17 protein-coding genes are annotated in these 16945 nt (G+C 60.5%); 10 read left to right on the top strand and 7 right to left on the bottom strand.

Features of this window, described 5'->3' with window-relative positions; genetic code table 11:
* Nucleotides 1-117: 117 nt before the first annotated feature.
* The 7 genes from ACZ5D1_RS03645 to ACZ5D1_RS03615 all read right to left on the bottom strand — a co-directional run bounded on the left by ACZ5D1_RS03645 (nucleotide 118) and on the right by ACZ5D1_RS03615 (nucleotide 6806).
* Nucleotides 118-915, bottom strand: coding sequence for a sulfite exporter TauE/SafE family protein (locus ACZ5D1_RS03645; protein ID WP_011366826.1), 798 nt, complete (start codon nucleotides 913-915; stop codon nucleotides 118-120).
* 63 nt (nucleotides 916-978) lie between these two features.
* Nucleotides 979-2001, bottom strand: coding sequence for an alpha-hydroxy-acid oxidizing protein (locus ACZ5D1_RS03640; protein ID WP_011366825.1), 1023 nt, complete (start codon nucleotides 1999-2001; stop codon nucleotides 979-981).
* A gap of 227 nt (nucleotides 2002-2228) precedes the next feature.
* On the bottom strand, nucleotides 2229-2939 hold the full coding sequence (locus tag ACZ5D1_RS03635; RefSeq protein WP_011366824.1) for a FadR/GntR family transcriptional regulator: 711 nt from the start codon (nucleotides 2937-2939) through the stop codon (nucleotides 2229-2231).
* Nucleotides 2940-2975: 36 nt separating this feature from the next.
* The gene (locus ACZ5D1_RS03630) at nucleotides 2976-3455 is read right to left on the bottom strand and encodes a DUF3124 domain-containing protein (RefSeq protein WP_011366823.1); all 480 of its coding nucleotides are present in this window, start codon (nucleotides 3453-3455) and stop codon (nucleotides 2976-2978) included.
* A gap of 45 nt (nucleotides 3456-3500) precedes the next feature.
* Nucleotides 3501-3863 (bottom strand): ArsR/SmtB family transcription factor, encoded by a 363-nt coding sequence (locus tag ACZ5D1_RS03625; RefSeq protein ID WP_011366822.1) that lies wholly within the window; start codon nucleotides 3861-3863, stop codon nucleotides 3501-3503.
* A gap of 84 nt (nucleotides 3864-3947) precedes the next feature.
* Nucleotides 3948-6413 carry a sensor histidine kinase gene (locus ACZ5D1_RS03620; RefSeq protein WP_464555948.1) on the bottom strand — a complete coding sequence of 822 codons (2466 nt, stop codon included), beginning with the start codon at nucleotides 6411-6413 and terminating at the stop codon, nucleotides 3948-3950.
* 78 nt (nucleotides 6414-6491) lie between these two features.
* The gene (locus tag ACZ5D1_RS03615) at nucleotides 6492-6806 is read right to left on the bottom strand and encodes a hypothetical protein (RefSeq protein WP_011366821.1); all 315 of its coding nucleotides are present in this window, start codon (nucleotides 6804-6806) and stop codon (nucleotides 6492-6494) included.
* Between the two features lie 246 nt (nucleotides 6807-7052).
* Here ACZ5D1_RS03615 and ACZ5D1_RS03610 point away from each other — a divergent pair, with 246 nt between their 5' ends.
* The 10 genes from ACZ5D1_RS03610 to ACZ5D1_RS03565 all read left to right on the top strand — a co-directional run bounded on the left by ACZ5D1_RS03610 (nucleotide 7053) and on the right by ACZ5D1_RS03565 (nucleotide 16932).
* A complete protein-coding gene (locus tag ACZ5D1_RS03610; RefSeq protein ID WP_464555946.1) occupies nucleotides 7053-8159 on the top strand; it encodes a radical SAM protein in 1107 nt (368 codons plus the stop codon).
* A 16-nt stretch (nucleotides 8160-8175) separates the two neighbouring features.
* Nucleotides 8176-9348, top strand: a complete 1173-nt coding sequence (locus ACZ5D1_RS03605; protein ID WP_464555945.1) for a glycosyltransferase family protein — start codon at nucleotides 8176-8178, stop codon at nucleotides 9346-9348.
* Nucleotides 9345-10676, top strand: a complete 1332-nt coding sequence (locus ACZ5D1_RS03600) for a glycosyltransferase (RefSeq protein ID WP_011366818.1) — start codon at nucleotides 9345-9347, stop codon at nucleotides 10674-10676. The genes ACZ5D1_RS03605 and ACZ5D1_RS03600 overlap by 4 nt, the downstream gene beginning before the upstream one ends.
* Nucleotides 10677-10696: 20 nt before the next feature.
* A complete protein-coding gene (locus ACZ5D1_RS03595) occupies nucleotides 10697-11845 on the top strand; it encodes a glycosyltransferase family 4 protein (RefSeq protein ID WP_464555943.1) in 1149 nt (382 codons plus the stop codon).
* Complete coding sequence (locus ACZ5D1_RS03590) at nucleotides 11842-12447, top strand: histidine phosphatase family protein (protein ID WP_011366816.1); 606 nt, start codon at nucleotides 11842-11844, stop codon at nucleotides 12445-12447. Before ACZ5D1_RS03595 ends, ACZ5D1_RS03590 begins: the two co-directional genes overlap by 4 nt.
* A gap of 9 nt (nucleotides 12448-12456) precedes the next feature.
* On the top strand, nucleotides 12457-13662 hold the full coding sequence (locus ACZ5D1_RS03585; RefSeq protein WP_464555941.1) for a glycosyltransferase family protein: 1206 nt from the start codon (nucleotides 12457-12459) through the stop codon (nucleotides 13660-13662).
* On the top strand, nucleotides 13659-14486 hold the full coding sequence (locus tag ACZ5D1_RS03580) for a polysaccharide deacetylase family protein (protein ID WP_273192214.1): 828 nt from the start codon (nucleotides 13659-13661) through the stop codon (nucleotides 14484-14486). The genes ACZ5D1_RS03585 and ACZ5D1_RS03580 overlap by 4 nt, the downstream gene beginning before the upstream one ends.
* 55 nt (nucleotides 14487-14541) lie before the next feature.
* On the top strand, nucleotides 14542-15234 hold the full coding sequence (locus ACZ5D1_RS03575) for an ABC transporter permease (protein ID WP_011366813.1): 693 nt from the start codon (nucleotides 14542-14544) through the stop codon (nucleotides 15232-15234).
* Between the two features lie 79 nt (nucleotides 15235-15313).
* Entirely contained in the window at nucleotides 15314-16186 is an 873-nt protein-coding gene (locus tag ACZ5D1_RS03570; RefSeq protein WP_011366812.1) for a class I SAM-dependent methyltransferase, read from the top strand.
* Nucleotides 16183-16932, top strand: coding sequence for an ABC transporter ATP-binding protein (locus ACZ5D1_RS03565; RefSeq protein ID WP_464555939.1), 750 nt, complete (start codon nucleotides 16183-16185; stop codon nucleotides 16930-16932). Before ACZ5D1_RS03570 ends, ACZ5D1_RS03565 begins: the two co-directional genes overlap by 4 nt.
* The last annotated feature ends 13 nt before the right edge of the window (nucleotides 16933-16945 follow it).

The raw sequence follows: 16945 nt of genomic DNA, 5'->3' as shown, positions 1-16945 counted from the left end.
CTCCTGCATTCATTATCTATTTACAGTTACATACCATACCTCTGTTCCGGACGGCGGGCAAAAAAAAACCCCCGGCCGGCACCGGGGGTTTGCGTGAGAACTCTGCCGTACGGGTCTTTAAAAAAGACTCAGCAACATCTTTGTGCCCACAGCCAGAAGCAGCACAGCAAAAATACGCTTGAGGCGAGGTACGGGCAGGCTGTGCGCCAGCCGCACCCCTACAGGGGCGGTAAGCATACTTGCGCTGACAATGCCTATCATGGCGGGCAGATAGACGTAGCCGACAGAGTATTGGGGCAGGGTCGGCTGGCCCCACCCGCTAAGAACATAGCCCAGTGAACCCGAAATGGCGAGAGGTAATCCGATGGCAGAGGCCGTGCCTATGGCCGTATGAATGGGGGTGTTGCACCATGTGAGAAAAGGCACCGACAACGTGCCGCCGCCTATGCCCACCAGACTGGACAACACTCCTATGCCGCCCCCGGCGGCCACCATACCCGGCGCCCCGGGCAGCTGCCGCGTGGGTTTGGGCTTGATATTAAGCAGCATCTGCACGGCCACGTAGTACAAAAAGATACCGAAAAATCCTTTGAGAAAATTGGTCGAAAGCGCGGATGCCACAAATGCCCCTGCAAAAGTGCCCACAAGAATGCCGGGGGTGACCGCCTTTACCGCGGCCCAGTTGACGGCACCGCGCCGGTTGTGCGCGCGGAAGCTGGAAACGGAGGTGAAAATGATGGTAGCCAGAGAAGTACCCAGCGCAAGGTGCAGCATATGCTCATGCGGTACGTTCTGCCATGTGAACGAAAACGTGAGCATGGGAACAATCACCAGTCCGCCGCCAATGCCGAGCAGACCTGCCAGCACGCCTGCCACGGAACCAAGCGCAATGTAAAGAGCAAGAGATTCTATCATGATAGTAAGCCCGCCGTCCGTTAAAAAAAGCCCGCGACAGCATGCCGCGGGCCGTATTCTGCATCAGATTCCGCGCAGTATATGCCGTCCGGCTTCCTGCACGCTGCGGCAGCCTGTAAGCACCATGGCCTGCACAAGCTGGCCGCGCAGCGCTTCAAGGTATGCAGCCACGCCTTCGGCCTGACCGCCCACCGCGGCAATGCTGAAAGGACGTCCGATAAGCACGGCATCGGCGCCCAGAGCAAGCATTTTGATCACATCAAACCCGTCACGCACACCGCCGTCCGCCAGCACCGTAATGCGGCCCTTCACGGCATCGGCGATTTCGGGCAGCACTTCCGCGGCACCCGGCGTATGGTCAAGCACGCGCCCGCCGTGGTTGGAAACCACAATGGCGTCGGCACCCACTTCCACCGCCAGCTGGGCATCCACCACCGTCATGATGCCCTTCAGGATAAACGTCCGGCCTGCCGCGTGCACTTTGTCCACAACGGCTTTCAGCTGCGCCGGTGTTTTGGGCGACACAGGTCTGCCCATCTTGCGCAGCGTAACCAGCCCCGCGGCATCGATATCCATACCCACAGCAGGACAGGCCGAAGCAAGCGCCCGGTCAAGCTTCTGGTCAAGCTCTTCCCCGTCCCACGGCTTGATGAACGGAATACCGTGCCCTTCCACCGCCGCAATGCCGTCCATGCCGGCGTCGATGATGAACGGAGGCACCCCGTCGCCCGTACAGCCTATGACTCCCTGCTGTCTGCAGCCGCCCAGAATGGCGTTCACATACTCTTCTTCGGTGATGCCGCCGCCCATGTTGAAGGAGACTCCTCCGATGGGCGCAGCCATGACAGGCATGGAAAGAGGAATACCAAGCACGGTCACCGAGGTGTCGGGCTGCACGGCATCATGGATAAGGCGCATGTTCAGCTGCACGGCCGCCAGCGATTCCACATTGTTGCGGAAAGAAGAGGCGGTGTTCAGTCCGCCCATGCCGGGCACTTCGCCCGCGCAGGCCTTGCCGTTGCACACGGGACAGACCCGGCAATAGCCTTTCATCAGTTCTTTTGCCTTTTCGCGTACTTCCTTCATGCCGGAGAATCCTCCTTGGCCGTCGTGGCGGCATTTGTGTGATGAGTGTGTGCGGACACCCTGCCTGCGGCACGCCGCTTTGCGCGGCAGCCCTTCTGAAAACGTTTCCGGTAAAATTTCTGCAGAAACGCTTTCCGGTGGTGCCGTATTTGTTTGATCGCCCAAATTGATACCGTAGACGCCGGCTGCGGGCAAGAGAACGACGCCGCGAAAACCTCAGCGGAGCATCAGTCAATCCACTCCAGAGCAATTTTTTCCACGTAGTCGATATGGGAATGCATTTCCTGAAAGGCCGCCTCGGGGTCTCGGCGCGCCAGTGCCGCCAGCACCCGCTCGTGCGTCATCACCGCCCAGTCGCGGCGTTCTTCGGTCTGCAGGGTGAAATCGCGGCTTTCGCTGACAATGTCGTGGATGCGCACCAGCACCTCATACAGCACGCGGTTGCCGGTGGCTTTGGCGATAAGCAGGTGAAATTCGGCGTCCAGCGCCGATCCGGAACCGCCCTGAGCAATGACGGCTTTCTGCTCGTTGAGTTTTTCCCGCAGCAGGGCAAGATCGGTGCCCGAAATATTACGTGCCGCCAGACTGGCTATCTGCGGTTCAAGCAGCTTGCGGAACTCAAGAACCTCCTGAATGTTGCGCTGCTCCACTGCCATGCCCAGCGGGCCGTACAGCAGTTCCTGCCGGTCATCAAGGACATAGGTGCCGTCGCCGCGGCGGCTGGCCAGCACTCCCTGCTGTTCCAGCGAGCGGATTGCCTCGCGCACGGAATGGCGCGAAACCCCGAGCACCTCTGCCAGATGCCGTTCGGCGGGCAGCTTGTCGCCCCGCCGCAGCTCGCCGCAGGCTATAAGCTCGCGCAGCCTGTTGGCTATCTCGTTACGCACGCACTGTTTTGTGGTTCCTTCCGGAACAAAACGGACCGAATTTCTGGACATGTGTGTCTTCTCCGCCCCGTACCGGCAACCGGTACGCTACTGGCGCCCTTCCAGCACCACGCCCCCGGTGACAAATGAAATCCCCTGCGACGAGGCGGTACCTATCATCACCCCTTCCACCACAGGCGCGGGCACCGGACTTGTGCAGTTCCAACGCACGATGAAACGGGCTCCGGAACCACCGCTCAGGTCGTTTTCCGCCACCACAAACCGCACGCCCCCCAGCGGCGGCACCGTGACGGGCTTTTCCGTAAAATTGCGCACGGCTTTGCCGTCGGTATCAACATAGGTCACCTGTTCAAGAACAATGGGATGCTCCGCCGAGGTGTTACGCACACTCAGCGTGGTGGCAAGGGCAAAACGGGCTTCCTTGTTGCCGTAGTACACATGCGAGTAAACAGGCACATGCAGCAGCTGACTTTTCCAGCGCGGTGCCTGCCAGTCCTGCGCGGCTGCCGTGCAGACCGAAAAAATAACAAAACATGCAACCAACGCATAACGCACTGTTTTTTTCATCGCAAATTCTCCCTTGCAGCAGCACGGGTGGTGCCGTCAGACAGGTCAGCGTTCTTCCTGAACATGTTCAAGCGCCTGCCGGAACAGCTGGCGCACATGCTCGTCATCCAGCGAGTAGAACACGTTTTTTCCTTCCTTGCGATAACGGACCAGCTTGGTGGCGCGCAGCAGCCGCAACTGGTGCGAAACCGCCGACTGGCTGAGGCACAGTATGGCCGCAAGATCGCAGACGCACAGTTCGCTCACGGCCAGCGCCTCAAGAATACGGGCGCGTGTTCTGTCGCCCAGCACCTTGAACAGTTCGGCAAGAGCCGAAAGTTCTTCCTCGGGGGCCATGGCGGCGCGCACCTTGTTCACGGTGTCAGTATGTTCGCAATGATGTCTGCAGATAGGTGGATCGTCCCGCACGTAACCTCCGGCCGGCAGCAGGGCTGCCTGAAATGGATGTTGAACATAGCCCTGCGCAGCCGCGCGGTCAAATGCACAGCGCGGTCAGCACGGAGAATCCAGCGGCACCACGGCGCGCACAACCGTGCCTATGCCTTTCTCCGTCACAATATCCAGCCGGCCGCATATAAGCTCCAGCCGTTCGCGCATGCTGTCCAGCCCTATGCCGTTGCGGGTGTTGTCCAGCCGGTCAAAACCGCTGCCGTTATCGGTGACGGTCATCACGCATTCTTCCCCCACCTGCTCAAGGCTGATCCGGGCCGAATCAGAACCGCTGTGCCGTATGACGTTGTTCAGCGCCTCCTGCGCCACGCGGAACAACACCGATTTCTGCACATCCGACAGCGCATTTTCCGGCAGAGAAAGATGGCTTGTGATGGTAAGAGAATGGATCTGGCTCATTTCCTGCTGCAGCCAGCGCAGCGCGGCGATGAGTCCCAGGTCGTCCAGCACCGTGGGACGCAGGTCCATGACTATGCGCCGCGTCTCCACAATGGCATGCTGCACATATTCGATGGTTTTCGATATGCGTTCCGTGGGCCAGCCCGTGCCGGACTGTTCCAGCCTGCTGCGTTCGCCTTCCAGCATGAACTTGATGCCCGAAAGCGTCTGCGCCATGGAATCATGCAGTTCGCGGCCTATGCGCTTGCGTTCTTCCTCCTGCGCGGAAAGCACCTGTGCGGAAAGCCGCCTGAGACGCCGCGAAATCTGTTTCTGCTCGGTAACATCCATCATGTACACGGCCACCCCGGTAACCCAGTCGGCATACCCGAAAACCGGATAATAGGTCACATCCAGTTCCAGCCCGAAAGCCTGCACCTCGAAACGTGCAGGCAGAAAGGTTTCCAGCACTTCGTGCAGCGCATCGCGCCACACCAGTGTATCGGTAGTCCCCTGCAGCAGGTCAAAAAACACCTGCCCGCCGGACCCCCTTTCGGGCAGCCCCAGCCGCTGTGCGGCGGTGATGTTGAGCGTTATTATCCTGCCGCCCGTATCCATCAGCAGCGCGCTGTCGGCAAGCGCGTTCATCAATGCCTCAAGATGATTGCGGTGCTGCACGATAAGCTCTTCGTGCAGTTTGCGCTCAGCTATCTCACGTTCCAGACGGTCGTTCACTCTGCCCAAGGCTGCCGTGCGCTCCTTGACGCGTTCTTCCAGCGTCTTGCGCACGGCCTCCATGGCGCGGGTGGCCTCCACGCGGGAAGTCACGTTGATGCCTATGAACAGCAGCAGAGTCTCGCCGTCGGGCATGGTGATGGGTGCCCTGATAACATCAAACCATTCCCTGCGCCCGCCGGTACCCACTATGCGCTCTTCCAGCTGGGCCACACGGCCTTCCTGCAGCACTTCGCGGTCCACGGCACCGAAATATCCGCACATGCGGGGGCCCGCGTCGGCCACGCCCCACACATCACCCGGCAGGCCGTAAAACTCGCGCCATGCCCTGTTGGCAAACATCAGCGCACCGCGGCTGTCAAACACGCTGATAAGGTTGGGCGAAGCCTGCACCAGCAGTTTGATAAACTCCCTTTCACGCAGCAGACGCTGTTCCATCCGCTTGCGTTCCTGCACCTCCACCTCCAGCGCCTTGGTTCTGCCACGCACCCGCGCTTCAAGGTCCCTGTTGATGCGTACCAGCGTCTGGCGCACCGATTCACGTTCGGTCACGTCTCTTTCCAGCAGGCCGAAAAGCGGCGTATCGGAACTGACCCCCAGCACCGGAAAGATGACACACTCGTATCTGTTTGCTTCCTGCACCTCACGGAACACCACGGAGCGTCTGGTACGCTGTGATTCATTCATGGCGTGCAACCGGCGCTCGGCTGCTGCTTCCGACAGAAAATCAGTCAGCCGCCCGCCCAGATACCGCATGAAAGGAACCCTGTGCCGCGCTGCCGATGCCCTGTTTGCTGCCACAATACCTCCGGCGGCATCCAGTAGTGCCAGCGGTTCGGGCACAGCATCCAGAAACGCACGGAAAAAAGTCTCGAACCGGCGGAAAGAAAGCAGACGCCACCCGCAATCGCTGGCAGCCACAACGGTATCCAGCACACCCCCGTGTTCGTCTGTATGCCGGTGCAACGCGGCTGTCAGAGTTCTGCCGTCCTTGTGCGAAACCAGCCTGAAGCTGCGCGTCCGCCCCCCGCCGGTGCCTTCGTGCCCGTCAGAAAAAAGAGCGTGCAGCAACGCCGTATCGTCGGGATGCACAAAGGTTTCTATATAACGGGGGTCTTCGTACAGCAGGGCCGCAGACCCGCCCAGTACCGATGAAAATTCCGGCCCGGCGAACAGAAACCGGCCGGAGGTTCCGTCACGCAGCAGCCACACTGCCTCACCGCCCATACCTGCATCGCGGCCGAAAAAAACATCCGCCGCTGCCAGCGGGCCGGCAACGGCGGATTCCAATTCTCCGATACGTGTTCTGTATATCCCGCACTGACGCACAAGCTCGCTGTTGCGGGCTTCAAGCTCGGCAATGCGTTCTCTGAGCTTTTCTGTGGTAACATCCATACTTAGGCATCCTGCACGCTTGGTATAAAGGTTACAGGGCGCCTGCGCTGCGGGCGGTGCCGGAAAAGCGCCGGTGCGCTACACGGCCACCTCCCGCCTGACGGCAAGATCTGCCATTATCTGCTGCAGACGGTCCGGATCATCATCATTCAGCAACGCATGCACGCTGTCGTAGGGCAGTACCTGCGTATCGTATTCAACAGTGAGAGTGCGCGTAAACAGATTCATATTGGTTCTGATGATGCCGGCTATGCCCCCGCGCCCCGCTTTTTTCAGCATGGCGGCCTTGGGGTGACCGGCTATGGCAAGATCCACCCGGACTTTGAGTCTGCCCGGCTTATGGTCGCACACGGCAAGAAATTCCTTAAGCTCTGAAAGTACAGAAATATCCATATATAACTACCGTATATCAAAGGCGGCACTGCTGTGCGCCCGTATAACGTCAGACATTCGTCATTATAACAGCCGAAGACGTATTTTTTTATACTACCTCCGGTGACCGACGGGAGCAAGTACTCCGGCAGGACATAAAAAGCCAGCATATTTTTTTCTGATAATTAATGAAGCACTATAGAAAAAAGGTCCGCTCTGCTGTATGAAAAGAGTATGACTTCTCCCTGCCCGCAAATTTTATGGAACATGACAAGAAAATGCAATTTTTCCTGTCATTACTGTTACTTTCCCCATGACAACTCACCCGTTTCCGACTCATTACCCGTCGCCGCGCTGCTGGACTTTCTGCGGTCGCGCGGAGGAGAATGGCTGGTGGGACTAACCGGCGGTGAACCGTTCATCTATCCGGATTTTGTGGATATCTGCAGTGCCATTGCCGCGGAACACCGTATCGGCATTGATACCAACCTCAGTGTGACACCGGTCGTCAAACGCTTTGCCCGGCACGTACCGCCCGACAGAGTGCACGACATATACGCCGCGCTGCACATTGAAGAACGCGAACGCAGAGGGGCTGTGGATGCTTTTATCCGCAATTACCATACCCTTGCCGGGCACGGTTTCACGGTCAAGGTGAACTATGTGGTGCACCCGTCGCTGGTGCAGCGCTTTGCCGCCGACTGTGAATTTTTCGGCCGCCACGGAATACCGCTCACACCGCGCCCCTTCAAGGGCGTTCACGAAGGCCGCAGATACCCCGAAGGATACGGCAGCACAGCCGCAGCCATTTTTGCACAGCACCCCGAAGCGGGCAGAAAAACCGTTTTCAACTTTCACGGCGTACCCTGCCACGGCGGGCACACCTTTCTGCGCATGGAGCCGGACGGCACGGTGCTGCGCTGCCCCGGCGACAAGACGGTGCTCGGCAACGTGCTTTCAGGCACCGTGCAGACAGAAAGCGGCCCCACCCCGTGCCGCATGCACCGCTGCCCCTGTCAGGGTGTGGAGCACATCCTGCCCGACGCCGCCCAGCAGGATTTCATCGAGGGTGTGCGCGCCTATGTGGTGGGAGACCTGCCCGCGGCGCAACGGGCCTTTGCCGCCGCACACAGCCGGGCACCGGCCATGACACAGGCTGCCAACAACGCCGGCGTGGCCACATTCGCCGCGGGCGATGCTCAGGCGGCAGCGTGCTGTTTTGCCCGGGCTGCCGCCGACGATCCAGTCACACCGCTTTATGCCGCCAATCTCAAGCTGGCCCGCCGCGCGGCACAACCGTCTCCGCCTTCCGGAACGGAAAACGAAACGCCTGAACTCTCACTTGCAGTCAACTACCAGCGTACCGGCAACTGACCAAAAGAGCAGCCGCATGTCCCAGACATATAATATACTGATGTATTCGCACGACACATACGGGCTGGGGCACATCCGCAGAACCATGACCATAGCGCAGGCTCTGCTGCATCCGGACGTGAATATCCTCATCCTGACCGGATCACCCATCGCCGGGCGCTACACATTTCCTCAGGGGATAGATTTCGTCCGTATTCCCGGCATGATAAAGCAGTCAAACACAAGTTATGTGCCGCATTCCATCAAAGTGGCCCCCAACCATGCACTGGATATCAGGCAGGAAATCATCACAGCCACGGCAAAAGCGTTTGATCCCGCCATGTTCATTGTGGATAAAGTGCCCGTGGGACTGAAAGGCGAGGTGCGCCCCGTACTGGAATGGTTCCGTACCAGCAGACCAGAAACAAAAGTCATTCTGGGGCTGCGCGATATTCTGGACGATGCGGCCACAACCCGTGCAGACTGGGAAAACAGAAATTATCTGCATGTGATAGATGACCTGTATTCCGAGGTCTGGGTCTACGGAGAAAAACGGCTGTACAATCCGCTGGAAGAATATGGCATTCCCGGTCATATGCATCATAAATTCGTCTTCACGGGCTACCTGCCGCGCCCGTCGTATATCAAGGCCGCGGCAACGCAGCAGCGACGCAACGGTGACAGACTGGTACTGGTCACCGCGGGCGGCGGCGACGGCTACCCGCTGCTGGACTGTTACATGAAAATGGCCGAATCCGGCCCGCTGCCCTTCCGCACGGTCATGGTTTCCGGCCCGTTTGTGCCCAAGCCCAGGCAGGACGAACTGGCCGACAGGGCCAGACGGTCGGGCATCGCATTCAAGGCCTTTCACAACAAACCGGAAAAACTGATGGCCAATGCTGACGTGGTGGTGAGCATGGGCGGATATAATACCATCTGCGAAGTGCTTTCGCAGCGCAAGGTGACACTGGTCATCCCGCGTGATACCCCCCGCATGGAACAGCTTATCAGGGCGCGCATGCTGCAGCGCGAGGGACTGGCCGACTTCATCGAGTGGGACCGCATGAGCCCGTCGCTCATGCTCGGACGCATCCTTGCCCTGCTGGAAAACCCCGCCCCGTGGAAGCAGGCCATGGAAAACTTTGCACTCACCGGACTGGAAACCATCAAGCAGCGTCTGGCCGCCTTCCGTCAGGAGACCGCGGCATGACACGACACACCGCGCTGCAGAACAACCGGGAAGCCCCTGTGCTGGGGTTTGTGCTCAAAGGCTATCCGCGCATATCCGAAACATTCATCGCCAACGAAATACGCCTGCTGGAAGAACAGGGACTGAGCATCCGGATTTTTTCCATGCGCGCCCCGCGTGAATCTTTCAGTCACGACAGCGTCCGCGCCATCAGGGCACAGGTCACCTATCTGCCCGAATCCATGCTGCGCGGGCTGCCGGTGCTTTTGCGGCACACCCTGCGCCGCCTGCTGCGCGACCCCGCCGCATTCCGCCGTGCGGCATCTTTGTGGCTGGCGCGGCGCAAGGGCACGGAAAAACTGCACACATGGGCCAAACACTTCATGCAGGCATGCTGTCTTGCCGACGCGGCAGAGCACAACGGCCCGCATATCGGGCACCTGCATGCCCATTTTGCCCACACGCCCGCCTCTGTGGCGCTGTATGCGGCAGAACTGCTGCGCATCCCTTTCAGCTTTACCGCCCACGCCAAAGACATCTACACGCAGCCCCCCCAGCGTCTGAAATTCAAGCTGGACCGCGCCGCGTTCGCTGTAACCTGCACCGGATACAACAAGCAGCATCTGGACGGCATGGGCAGTCGCACTCCGGTGCACACAGTCTATCACGGCATTGACCTTGGTCTGTTCAACCCCGCAGCCTGCACCCCTCCGGTCCCGCCGCCGTATACGGTCATGACGGTGGCGCGCTTTGTGGAAAAAAAAGGTCTCGGGATTGTGGCGCAGGCGCTCGGCCTGCTGCGCGGGCAGGGGCTGGATGTACGCTGGCTGCTTGTAGGCGACGGAAACGCCAAAGCCCGCCGCAAACTGGCCGCTCAGATACGGCAGGCGGGCATGCAGGGTCATGTGACCATGACGGGCACGCTTACCCATACGCAGGTGCTTGAACAGTACAACGGGGTGCACGCCTTTGCGCTGGGCTGCCTGCTGGCAAAAAACGGTGACCGCGACGGCATACCCAACGTCATAGCGGAGGCAATGGCTCTCGGCGTGCCGGTGGCGGCCACCGGAGTCTCCGGCATTCCCGAACTGATCATCCACGGCAGAACAGGCATGCTGGCCCCGCCGGATGATGCGGCCGCTCTGGCAGATGCACTGCGCCCGCTGCTGACAGACACCGCCCTGCGGCAGAAAATCACACAGGCTGCGCGCAGCCATGTGGAAGCCGTGTTCGACAGCACAAAGCAGACGGCCTGTCTGGCCCGCATATTCGCAGATACGGCCGGTCACGCCCGCACCGGCGCCGCAGTGTCAGGCACACAGCACAGCGGACGCCCCACGCTTTCCTGACGCGGAGCACGGAGAATCATATGTCGCTGTACTTCTGCACCCCGTTCAAACCGCCCGACCACCCGCGCCCCTCCGGCGATGTGACTATCGCACAGGACCTGTGCGCTTTTATGCGGCAACAGGGACAACATGTGGAAACTGTTCCCTATCTGCCCACAGACAGAATATGGCGGCGGCCCGCCATGTGGCCGCGTCTTGCGTGGCGCAGAGCGGCTCTCGGCCTTTCGCTTTGCCGGCGCAGGCCCGGTGCGTGGTTCACTTATCACAGCTACTGGCGTGCGCCCGACCTGCTGGGCCCCGCGGCAGCCGCACATGGCGTGCCGTATTTCATCTTTGCCGGTGCACACTCGCCCAAGCGCGCCCATGACCGGGCCTCACGCTGGGGTCATGATAAAAATCTGGCTGCACTGCGAGCCGCTTCCCAGATTTTTGTAAACAAACACAGAGACCTGCCAGCCCTGCGCAGCGTTCTGCCCGAATCACGCCTGAGCTTTATCGCACCGGGTATCCGCCCCGACGATTTTGCGTTTGACCGCAGCAGCCGCGAAGAACTCCGCCGCCAGTGGCGCGTGAGCACCGCATCTGTGGTGTTGAGCGTGGCCATGCTGCGCAAGGGGGTGAAAACAGAAGGCATAAAACAGGTGATAAGTGCCTGTGCGCGTCTGAGAGCCCGCGGAGAAGATATCATACTGGTGGTGGCGGGCGACGGACCCGAAAAAGAAGCGCTGGAACGGCTGGCCGGATACGAACTGGCGGGAAATGCCCGTTTCACGGGGTTTGTTCCGCGGGAGGCGTTATACAAATACTACAGCGCAGCCGACCTGTTCGCCTTTCCCGGCATCAACGAAGGTCTGGGCATGGTCTATCTGGAAGCACAGGCAGCCGGACTGCCCGTGGTGGCATGGGACCATGACGGCGCGCCTGAACTGGTAAAAACGGGAACTACAGGCATCATCACTCCCGCGTGGGACACGGCGGCCTTTGCCCATGCCATAGGCTGGCTGGCCACCGACGGCAGAATGCGCCGCACGCTGGGCGACAATGCCCGCAATCATGTGCGGGCACAGCACAATCTGCACACAAACTACAGCCGCATGCTGGATATCATGAATACCCTGTGCGGAGAAACCCGCCCCGACGGCACATGCACACATCCGGATTTCAAATGATGGAATTTCTGCTTATCAGACACGCCAGCACTCCGTGGAATGAAGAAAAACGCATACAGGGCCAAAAAGATATCCCGCTCAGCCCGCAGGGAGTGCTGCAGGCCCGCGGCTGGTGCAATACGCTGCAGCGGGTGCTCTGGTCACGGGTTCTCTGTTCTGACCTGCAGCGCGCGGTGGACACGGCGCACAGCGTCAATAACGGACGGGAAAGCATCATTTCGACCGACAGACGTCTGCGCGAGCAAGACTGGGGCCGCTGGACGGGGTGCACCATCGATGAGCTGCACGGCAGACACGCCGCCGAGGTCCGGCTGCAGGAAAATGCGGGCTGGAATTTCCGCCCCCCCGGCGGAGAGTCACGCACAGAGGTGCTCCGCCGCACGCTGGACTGTCTGGAGGAAACCGCCCGCAATGCAGCGCAGTCCCGCACCGCTCCCGTGCTGGTGGTCACGCATCTTGGTGTCATCAAATGCCTTGTCACCCATCTCATGGAGCTGTCTTTCACACCCGACGAACCGAGCCCGGTAAAAAAACGCGCTCTGCACCGCATCGGATGGGACGGCCGCACATTCACACTGCTTGAACGCAACAGGGACCTGTAAGGCACCGTCATGCGCATTCTGCACTACTGTCAGCACGTGCTGGGCATGGGGCACCTTTTCCGCAGTCTGGAAATAGCCAGAGCACTGCACCGTCACGAAGTGACGCTGGTTACAGGCGGCCCGCCCGTATCCGCCGCACTGCCGCCGCACATAAGGCATATCCAGCTGCCGCCGCTGATGATGGACAGCGGTTTTTCCGGACTGCATACGGTGCCCTGCGCCGCCGGTGAACTGCCGCCCGACCTGCGGCAGGTACAGGACATGCGCCGGCAGATGCTGCTGAAAACCCTGCACGAAACAAGACCCCGCATTCTGCTTGTGGAGCTTTTCCCCTTCGGTCGCAGGCAGTTCTCCTTCGAGCTTGTGCCGCTGCTGGAATCCGCCCGCTCCGGTGCATACGGCCGCATGCAGATTGTCTGCAGCGTGCGGGATATTCTGGTGGAAAAAGACAATCAGGCCCGTTACGAAGAACGTGTGCTCTCTGCGCTGAATACCTGGTTCGACCATGTTCTTGTGCATACCGACCCCGCCGTGGTCCGGCTGGAGGAAACCTTTTCGCGCCTGCCGGAAGTTGCCGCCGACGTGCACGACACGGGGTATGTGACACCCCTTCCCGCAGCGCACAAAGCCGCAAGGCTGCGCAGGGCGCTGCGGCTGCAGGCGCAGGAATCGCTTATCGTTGCCAGCGCCGGCAGCGGAAGCGTGGGTGCCGGTCTGCTGCAGACCGCGGCACGGGCATCACACATTCTGCACCGTACCGTACCGCACCGCCTGCTCGTGTTCACAGGCCCTTTCATGCCGCCGGAACATACGGCGTCACTCCGGCAGGCCGCAGCAGGCGCCGCGCACATCCGCATACGCACCTTTACCCGCCAGTTTCCGGCCTACCTTGCGCTGGCCGGCCTTTCCGTTTCGCTGGCGGGATACAACACCACCATGAATCTGCTGGCGGCCCGCACATCGGCGCTGGTGCTGCCGTTTGACAGCAACAGAGAACAGCGCATGCGCTCCCGGCGCCTCGAACGTCTGGGCGCCCTGCGCATCCTGCAGCCCGACGATCTGGAACCGCACAAGCTGGCAGAGCTGATGCAGGCCGCGCTGGCGCGGCGTCCGCAAAAAACCGGCATAAATCTGGACGGCGCCCGCACATCGGCGCGCATACTGGAATCAGCGGCACGGCACGCATCAGGCTCCCGCACGGAGAACAGCCCATGACAACCCGCTCCGCCCGCAACCCGCATCCGCCGGTTTCGGCCCTGTGGAAAGCACCGCGCCGCAGCCTGCCGCATCACGCAGCAACGCTGACCGGTGCCCTGCATCATGCCGCGTCTGAGTACATGCAGCGCTCGGGACGCCCTGCAAAGGTTTTTTTCCGCGCCGATGACGTCGCCATGGATTCAGCCATGAACACCGCCATGTTCGAAGCCTTCATCAAGGCAGGTGTTCCGCTGGCCCCCGCGCTGGTTCCGGCATGGCTCAACGCGGACCGCTGGCACGCGCTGCTGCGCCTTACGGCCGCGGCACCGCATCTGTGGGCATGGCATCAGCACGGCTGGCGTCACCGCAACGGACAGCAGGAAGGGAAAAAAGGAGAATTCGGCTCTGACCGCCACGCAGAAAACAAAACTGACGACATACTCAAAGGGCGGGACAAGCTGCGCCGCGTAACAGGCAACGCCTGCTGCCCGCTGTTTACACCGCCGTGGAACAGAATGGACGGCGAAGCGCTGACCGCGCTGGCCGCCGCAGGCTTCAGGGCTGTGTCACGCTCGGCGGGCGCCATGCCGCCTGCCCCGCCGCAGCTGACGGAACTGCCCGTCAACGTTGACCTGCACACGCGCAGGGAAGCCGCTCCTCATGAAGGATGGCAGGCACTGACCCGCGAAATATGCGCCGCGGTCAGCACCGGCTGGTGCGGCATCATGCTGCATCACAACCGCATGAACGGAGCGGCGGCCGCTTTTCTGACCACACTGCTCGTATTTATACGCGATCATCCGCACCTGCATGTTGTTGATGTCCGCCGTTATATGTTATGAATAGGGTACCACCCGTCACAATCAATGGTACCGCTCCGGCGACAGAAAGGACAGCATGACCCCGCATGACGCCCGAAAGCACACCCGCCCCGAAGAAAAGCGCAGGCAGATCGTCCTGCCTTTCAGCAAATCGGTGGAGATAGCCTGGCGCAATCTGCGGGCACGCCTTTTCCGCTCACTGATCACGGCGGGCAGTCTGGTGCTGGCCGTGGCATTTCTGTCTTTTGTGCTGGTCAGCACCGATATTGCCTCCGGTCTGGCGCGCCACGGCAGTGCCGGGACCCTGCGCGCGCTGTACCGTGCCGGTTTTGATGTGGACACGGTTACCGGAGCGGTTCAGGCGGGGGCAAAAGACAGATGGATCATCATCCTTTCGTTGCTGGTCTGTACCGTGGGTATAGTCAATGCCCAGATGATGTCCGTTACGGAACGGTTCCGCGAAATCGGCATCATGAAGTGCCTGGGGGCGCTTGATTCCATGATTCTGCGGCTGTTTCTGCTGGAGGCTGTAATGCAGGGTGTCGCCGGATCCGCCGCGGGCGCCGTTGCCGGACTGGCTGCGGCCATATCGGGCGGGCTGGCACGTTTCGGAACCGATGCCGTCACCCTGCTGCCGTGGAGCGATGTGCTGCTTTCCCTTGTACAGGCCACGGGCACAGGGTTGATTCTCAGCCTTGCCGCGGTGCTGTATCCGGCCATTGTGGCCGCCCGTATGCCGCCCGTGGCAGCCATGCGGGCAGACCTGTAAATCCTGCCGCCATGCCGCAGGGCCACACCGCAGGCACGCACCGGTCGGCGGGGTGTAACCATTCACGGGATATTTTCTGATGCACACACGCGACAAACGCCTGACGCGGGCGCTGGGCTATCTGCTGCGCAAACCCGTCAAGGCGCTCAAAGCCATACATCGGGACAGGTTTCAGACCCGCTACTGGCAGCAGCTGGTATGCGGGACATATGACATGCCCGACGGCCTGCCCGTGACGGACATACTGGACCTGCTGGGCGGTCTTGACGAGACGGTGCAGCCGTATGCCTTTCTGGAAGCATCGGCCACCGTGACGGATATCGCCCTGCTGAAAGCGCTTGCACGCCGCTGCGCGCACGGCTGCTCCTATCTGGAAGTCGGCCGCTGGAGAGGCGAATCGCTGATGAATGTGGCCGCCGTGGCCCGGTCATGCGTTTCTGTCAGTCTTTCTGCGCAACAGATGCGGCAGGCGGGGTTCAGCGACAGCATGATAGCTCAGGACGGTTTTTTTCTGCGCAACGGGGCCACCGGACGCAGTACAGACCACATAACATGCATTGATGCCGACACGCAGACATTTGATTTCAGCACGCTGGGCAGACGGTTCGATCTTATTTTCATAGACGGCGACCACCACAGCGAGGCCGTGGCGCGCGACACCCGCTCGCTGCTGCCGCTGCTGCGCGACGAAAACTCCGTCATGGTGTGGCACGACTATGCACAGTCGCCCGAAAAACCCCGCTGGGCGGTGCTGGCCGGTATTCTGCAGGGCATGCCGGCGGCAGAACACCGGCACCTGTATCATGTTTCCAACACGTTATGTGCACTGTACACACGCACGCCCCTGCACGCAGCCACGCAGCGCTTTGCCGTTACGCCGCGCACGGAATTCAGCGTGCGCATACAGGCCCGCAAACTGCACGCCGCACCGCCACGCGGAGAAACGTCATGACCGCCAGCCGCACCATAGTACGCGTTTCCGGCGTCACCAGAACATTCCGCATGGGCAAGGTGGACGTACAGGCGCTCAAAGGCGTGGATCTGGAGATTTTTGCCGGTGAATACATTTCCATCATGGGACCATCCGGTTCCGGCAAGTCGACGCTTTTCAACATGATAGGCGGTCTGGACAAACCCACGGACGGCAAGGTGTTCATTGACGAAGTGGATATCGCCCAGCTGGACGCCTATGAGCTTGCCTGGCTGCGTAACCGTAAAATCGGATATATTTTTCAGACGTTCAACATCATACCGGTAATGACCGCGCTGGAAAACATTACCCTGCCCATGATTTTTGCCGGCATGAGCAACGACGATGCCACACGCAACGGGCTTGAACTGCTTGATATGGTCGGACTGGGCGCACGCCGCGACCACAAGCCGCTCGAACTTTCCGGCGGGCAGCAGCAGCGTGTGGCCATTGCCCGCGCACTGGCCAACGATCCTTCCATCATTCTGGCCGACGAACCCACAGGCAATCTGGACCTGACCACAGGAGAGGACATCATCAGGCTGCTGCGCAGCCTGAGCACCGAAAGAGGGGTGACTGTCATTTCCGCCACGCACGACTACAAAATGCTCAATGTGTCGGACAGAGTCGTCTGGGTACGCGACGGCCGCGTGGACACGGTGGAATCGCGCGACGAACTGAACATATCGGTGGGCGGCATCCACACACCGGCAACGCCACCGGAGTAACCGGCAGGACACA

The organism is Oleidesulfovibrio vietnamensis (assembly GCF_055388115.1).
The sequence above is the reverse complement of the archived record's forward strand: the minus strand, read 5'-3'. Positions and strand labels throughout refer to the sequence as shown.

Coding starts and splice junctions, on each gene's coding strand:
- ACZ5D1_RS03645 (WP_011366826.1), bottom strand. CDS start 915: ATGATAGAATCTCTTGCTCTTTACATTGCGCTTGGTTCCGTGGCAGGC.
- ACZ5D1_RS03640 (WP_011366825.1), bottom strand. CDS start 2,001: ATGAAGGAAGTACGCGAAAAGGCAAAAGAACTGATGAAAGGCTATTGC.
- ACZ5D1_RS03635 (WP_011366824.1), bottom strand. CDS start 2,939: ATGTCCAGAAATTCGGTCCGTTTTGTTCCGGAAGGAACCACAAAACAG.
- ACZ5D1_RS03630 (WP_011366823.1), bottom strand. CDS start 3,455: ATGAAAAAAACAGTGCGTTATGCGTTGGTTGCATGTTTTGTTATTTTT.
- ACZ5D1_RS03620 (WP_464555948.1), bottom strand. CDS start 6,413: ATGGATGTTACCACAGAAAAGCTCAGAGAACGCATTGCCGAGCTTGAA.
- ACZ5D1_RS03615 (WP_011366821.1), bottom strand. CDS start 6,806: ATGGATATTTCTGTACTTTCAGAGCTTAAGGAATTTCTTGCCGTGTGC.
- ACZ5D1_RS03610 (WP_464555946.1), top strand. CDS start 7,053: ATGACAAGAAAATGCAATTTTTCCTGTCATTACTGTTACTTTCCCCAT.
- ACZ5D1_RS03605 (WP_464555945.1), top strand. CDS start 8,176: ATGTCCCAGACATATAATATACTGATGTATTCGCACGACACATACGGG.
- ACZ5D1_RS03600 (WP_011366818.1), top strand. CDS start 9,345: ATGACACGACACACCGCGCTGCAGAACAACCGGGAAGCCCCTGTGCTG.
- ACZ5D1_RS03595 (WP_464555943.1), top strand. CDS start 10,697: ATGTCGCTGTACTTCTGCACCCCGTTCAAACCGCCCGACCACCCGCGC.
- ACZ5D1_RS03590 (WP_011366816.1), top strand. CDS start 11,842: ATGATGGAATTTCTGCTTATCAGACACGCCAGCACTCCGTGGAATGAA.
- ACZ5D1_RS03585 (WP_464555941.1), top strand. CDS start 12,457: ATGCGCATTCTGCACTACTGTCAGCACGTGCTGGGCATGGGGCACCTT.
- ACZ5D1_RS03580 (WP_273192214.1), top strand. CDS start 13,659: ATGACAACCCGCTCCGCCCGCAACCCGCATCCGCCGGTTTCGGCCCTG.
- ACZ5D1_RS03575 (WP_011366813.1), top strand. CDS start 14,542: ATGACCCCGCATGACGCCCGAAAGCACACCCGCCCCGAAGAAAAGCGC.
- ACZ5D1_RS03570 (WP_011366812.1), top strand. CDS start 15,314: ATGCACACACGCGACAAACGCCTGACGCGGGCGCTGGGCTATCTGCTG.
- ACZ5D1_RS03565 (WP_464555939.1), top strand. CDS start 16,183: ATGACCGCCAGCCGCACCATAGTACGCGTTTCCGGCGTCACCAGAACA.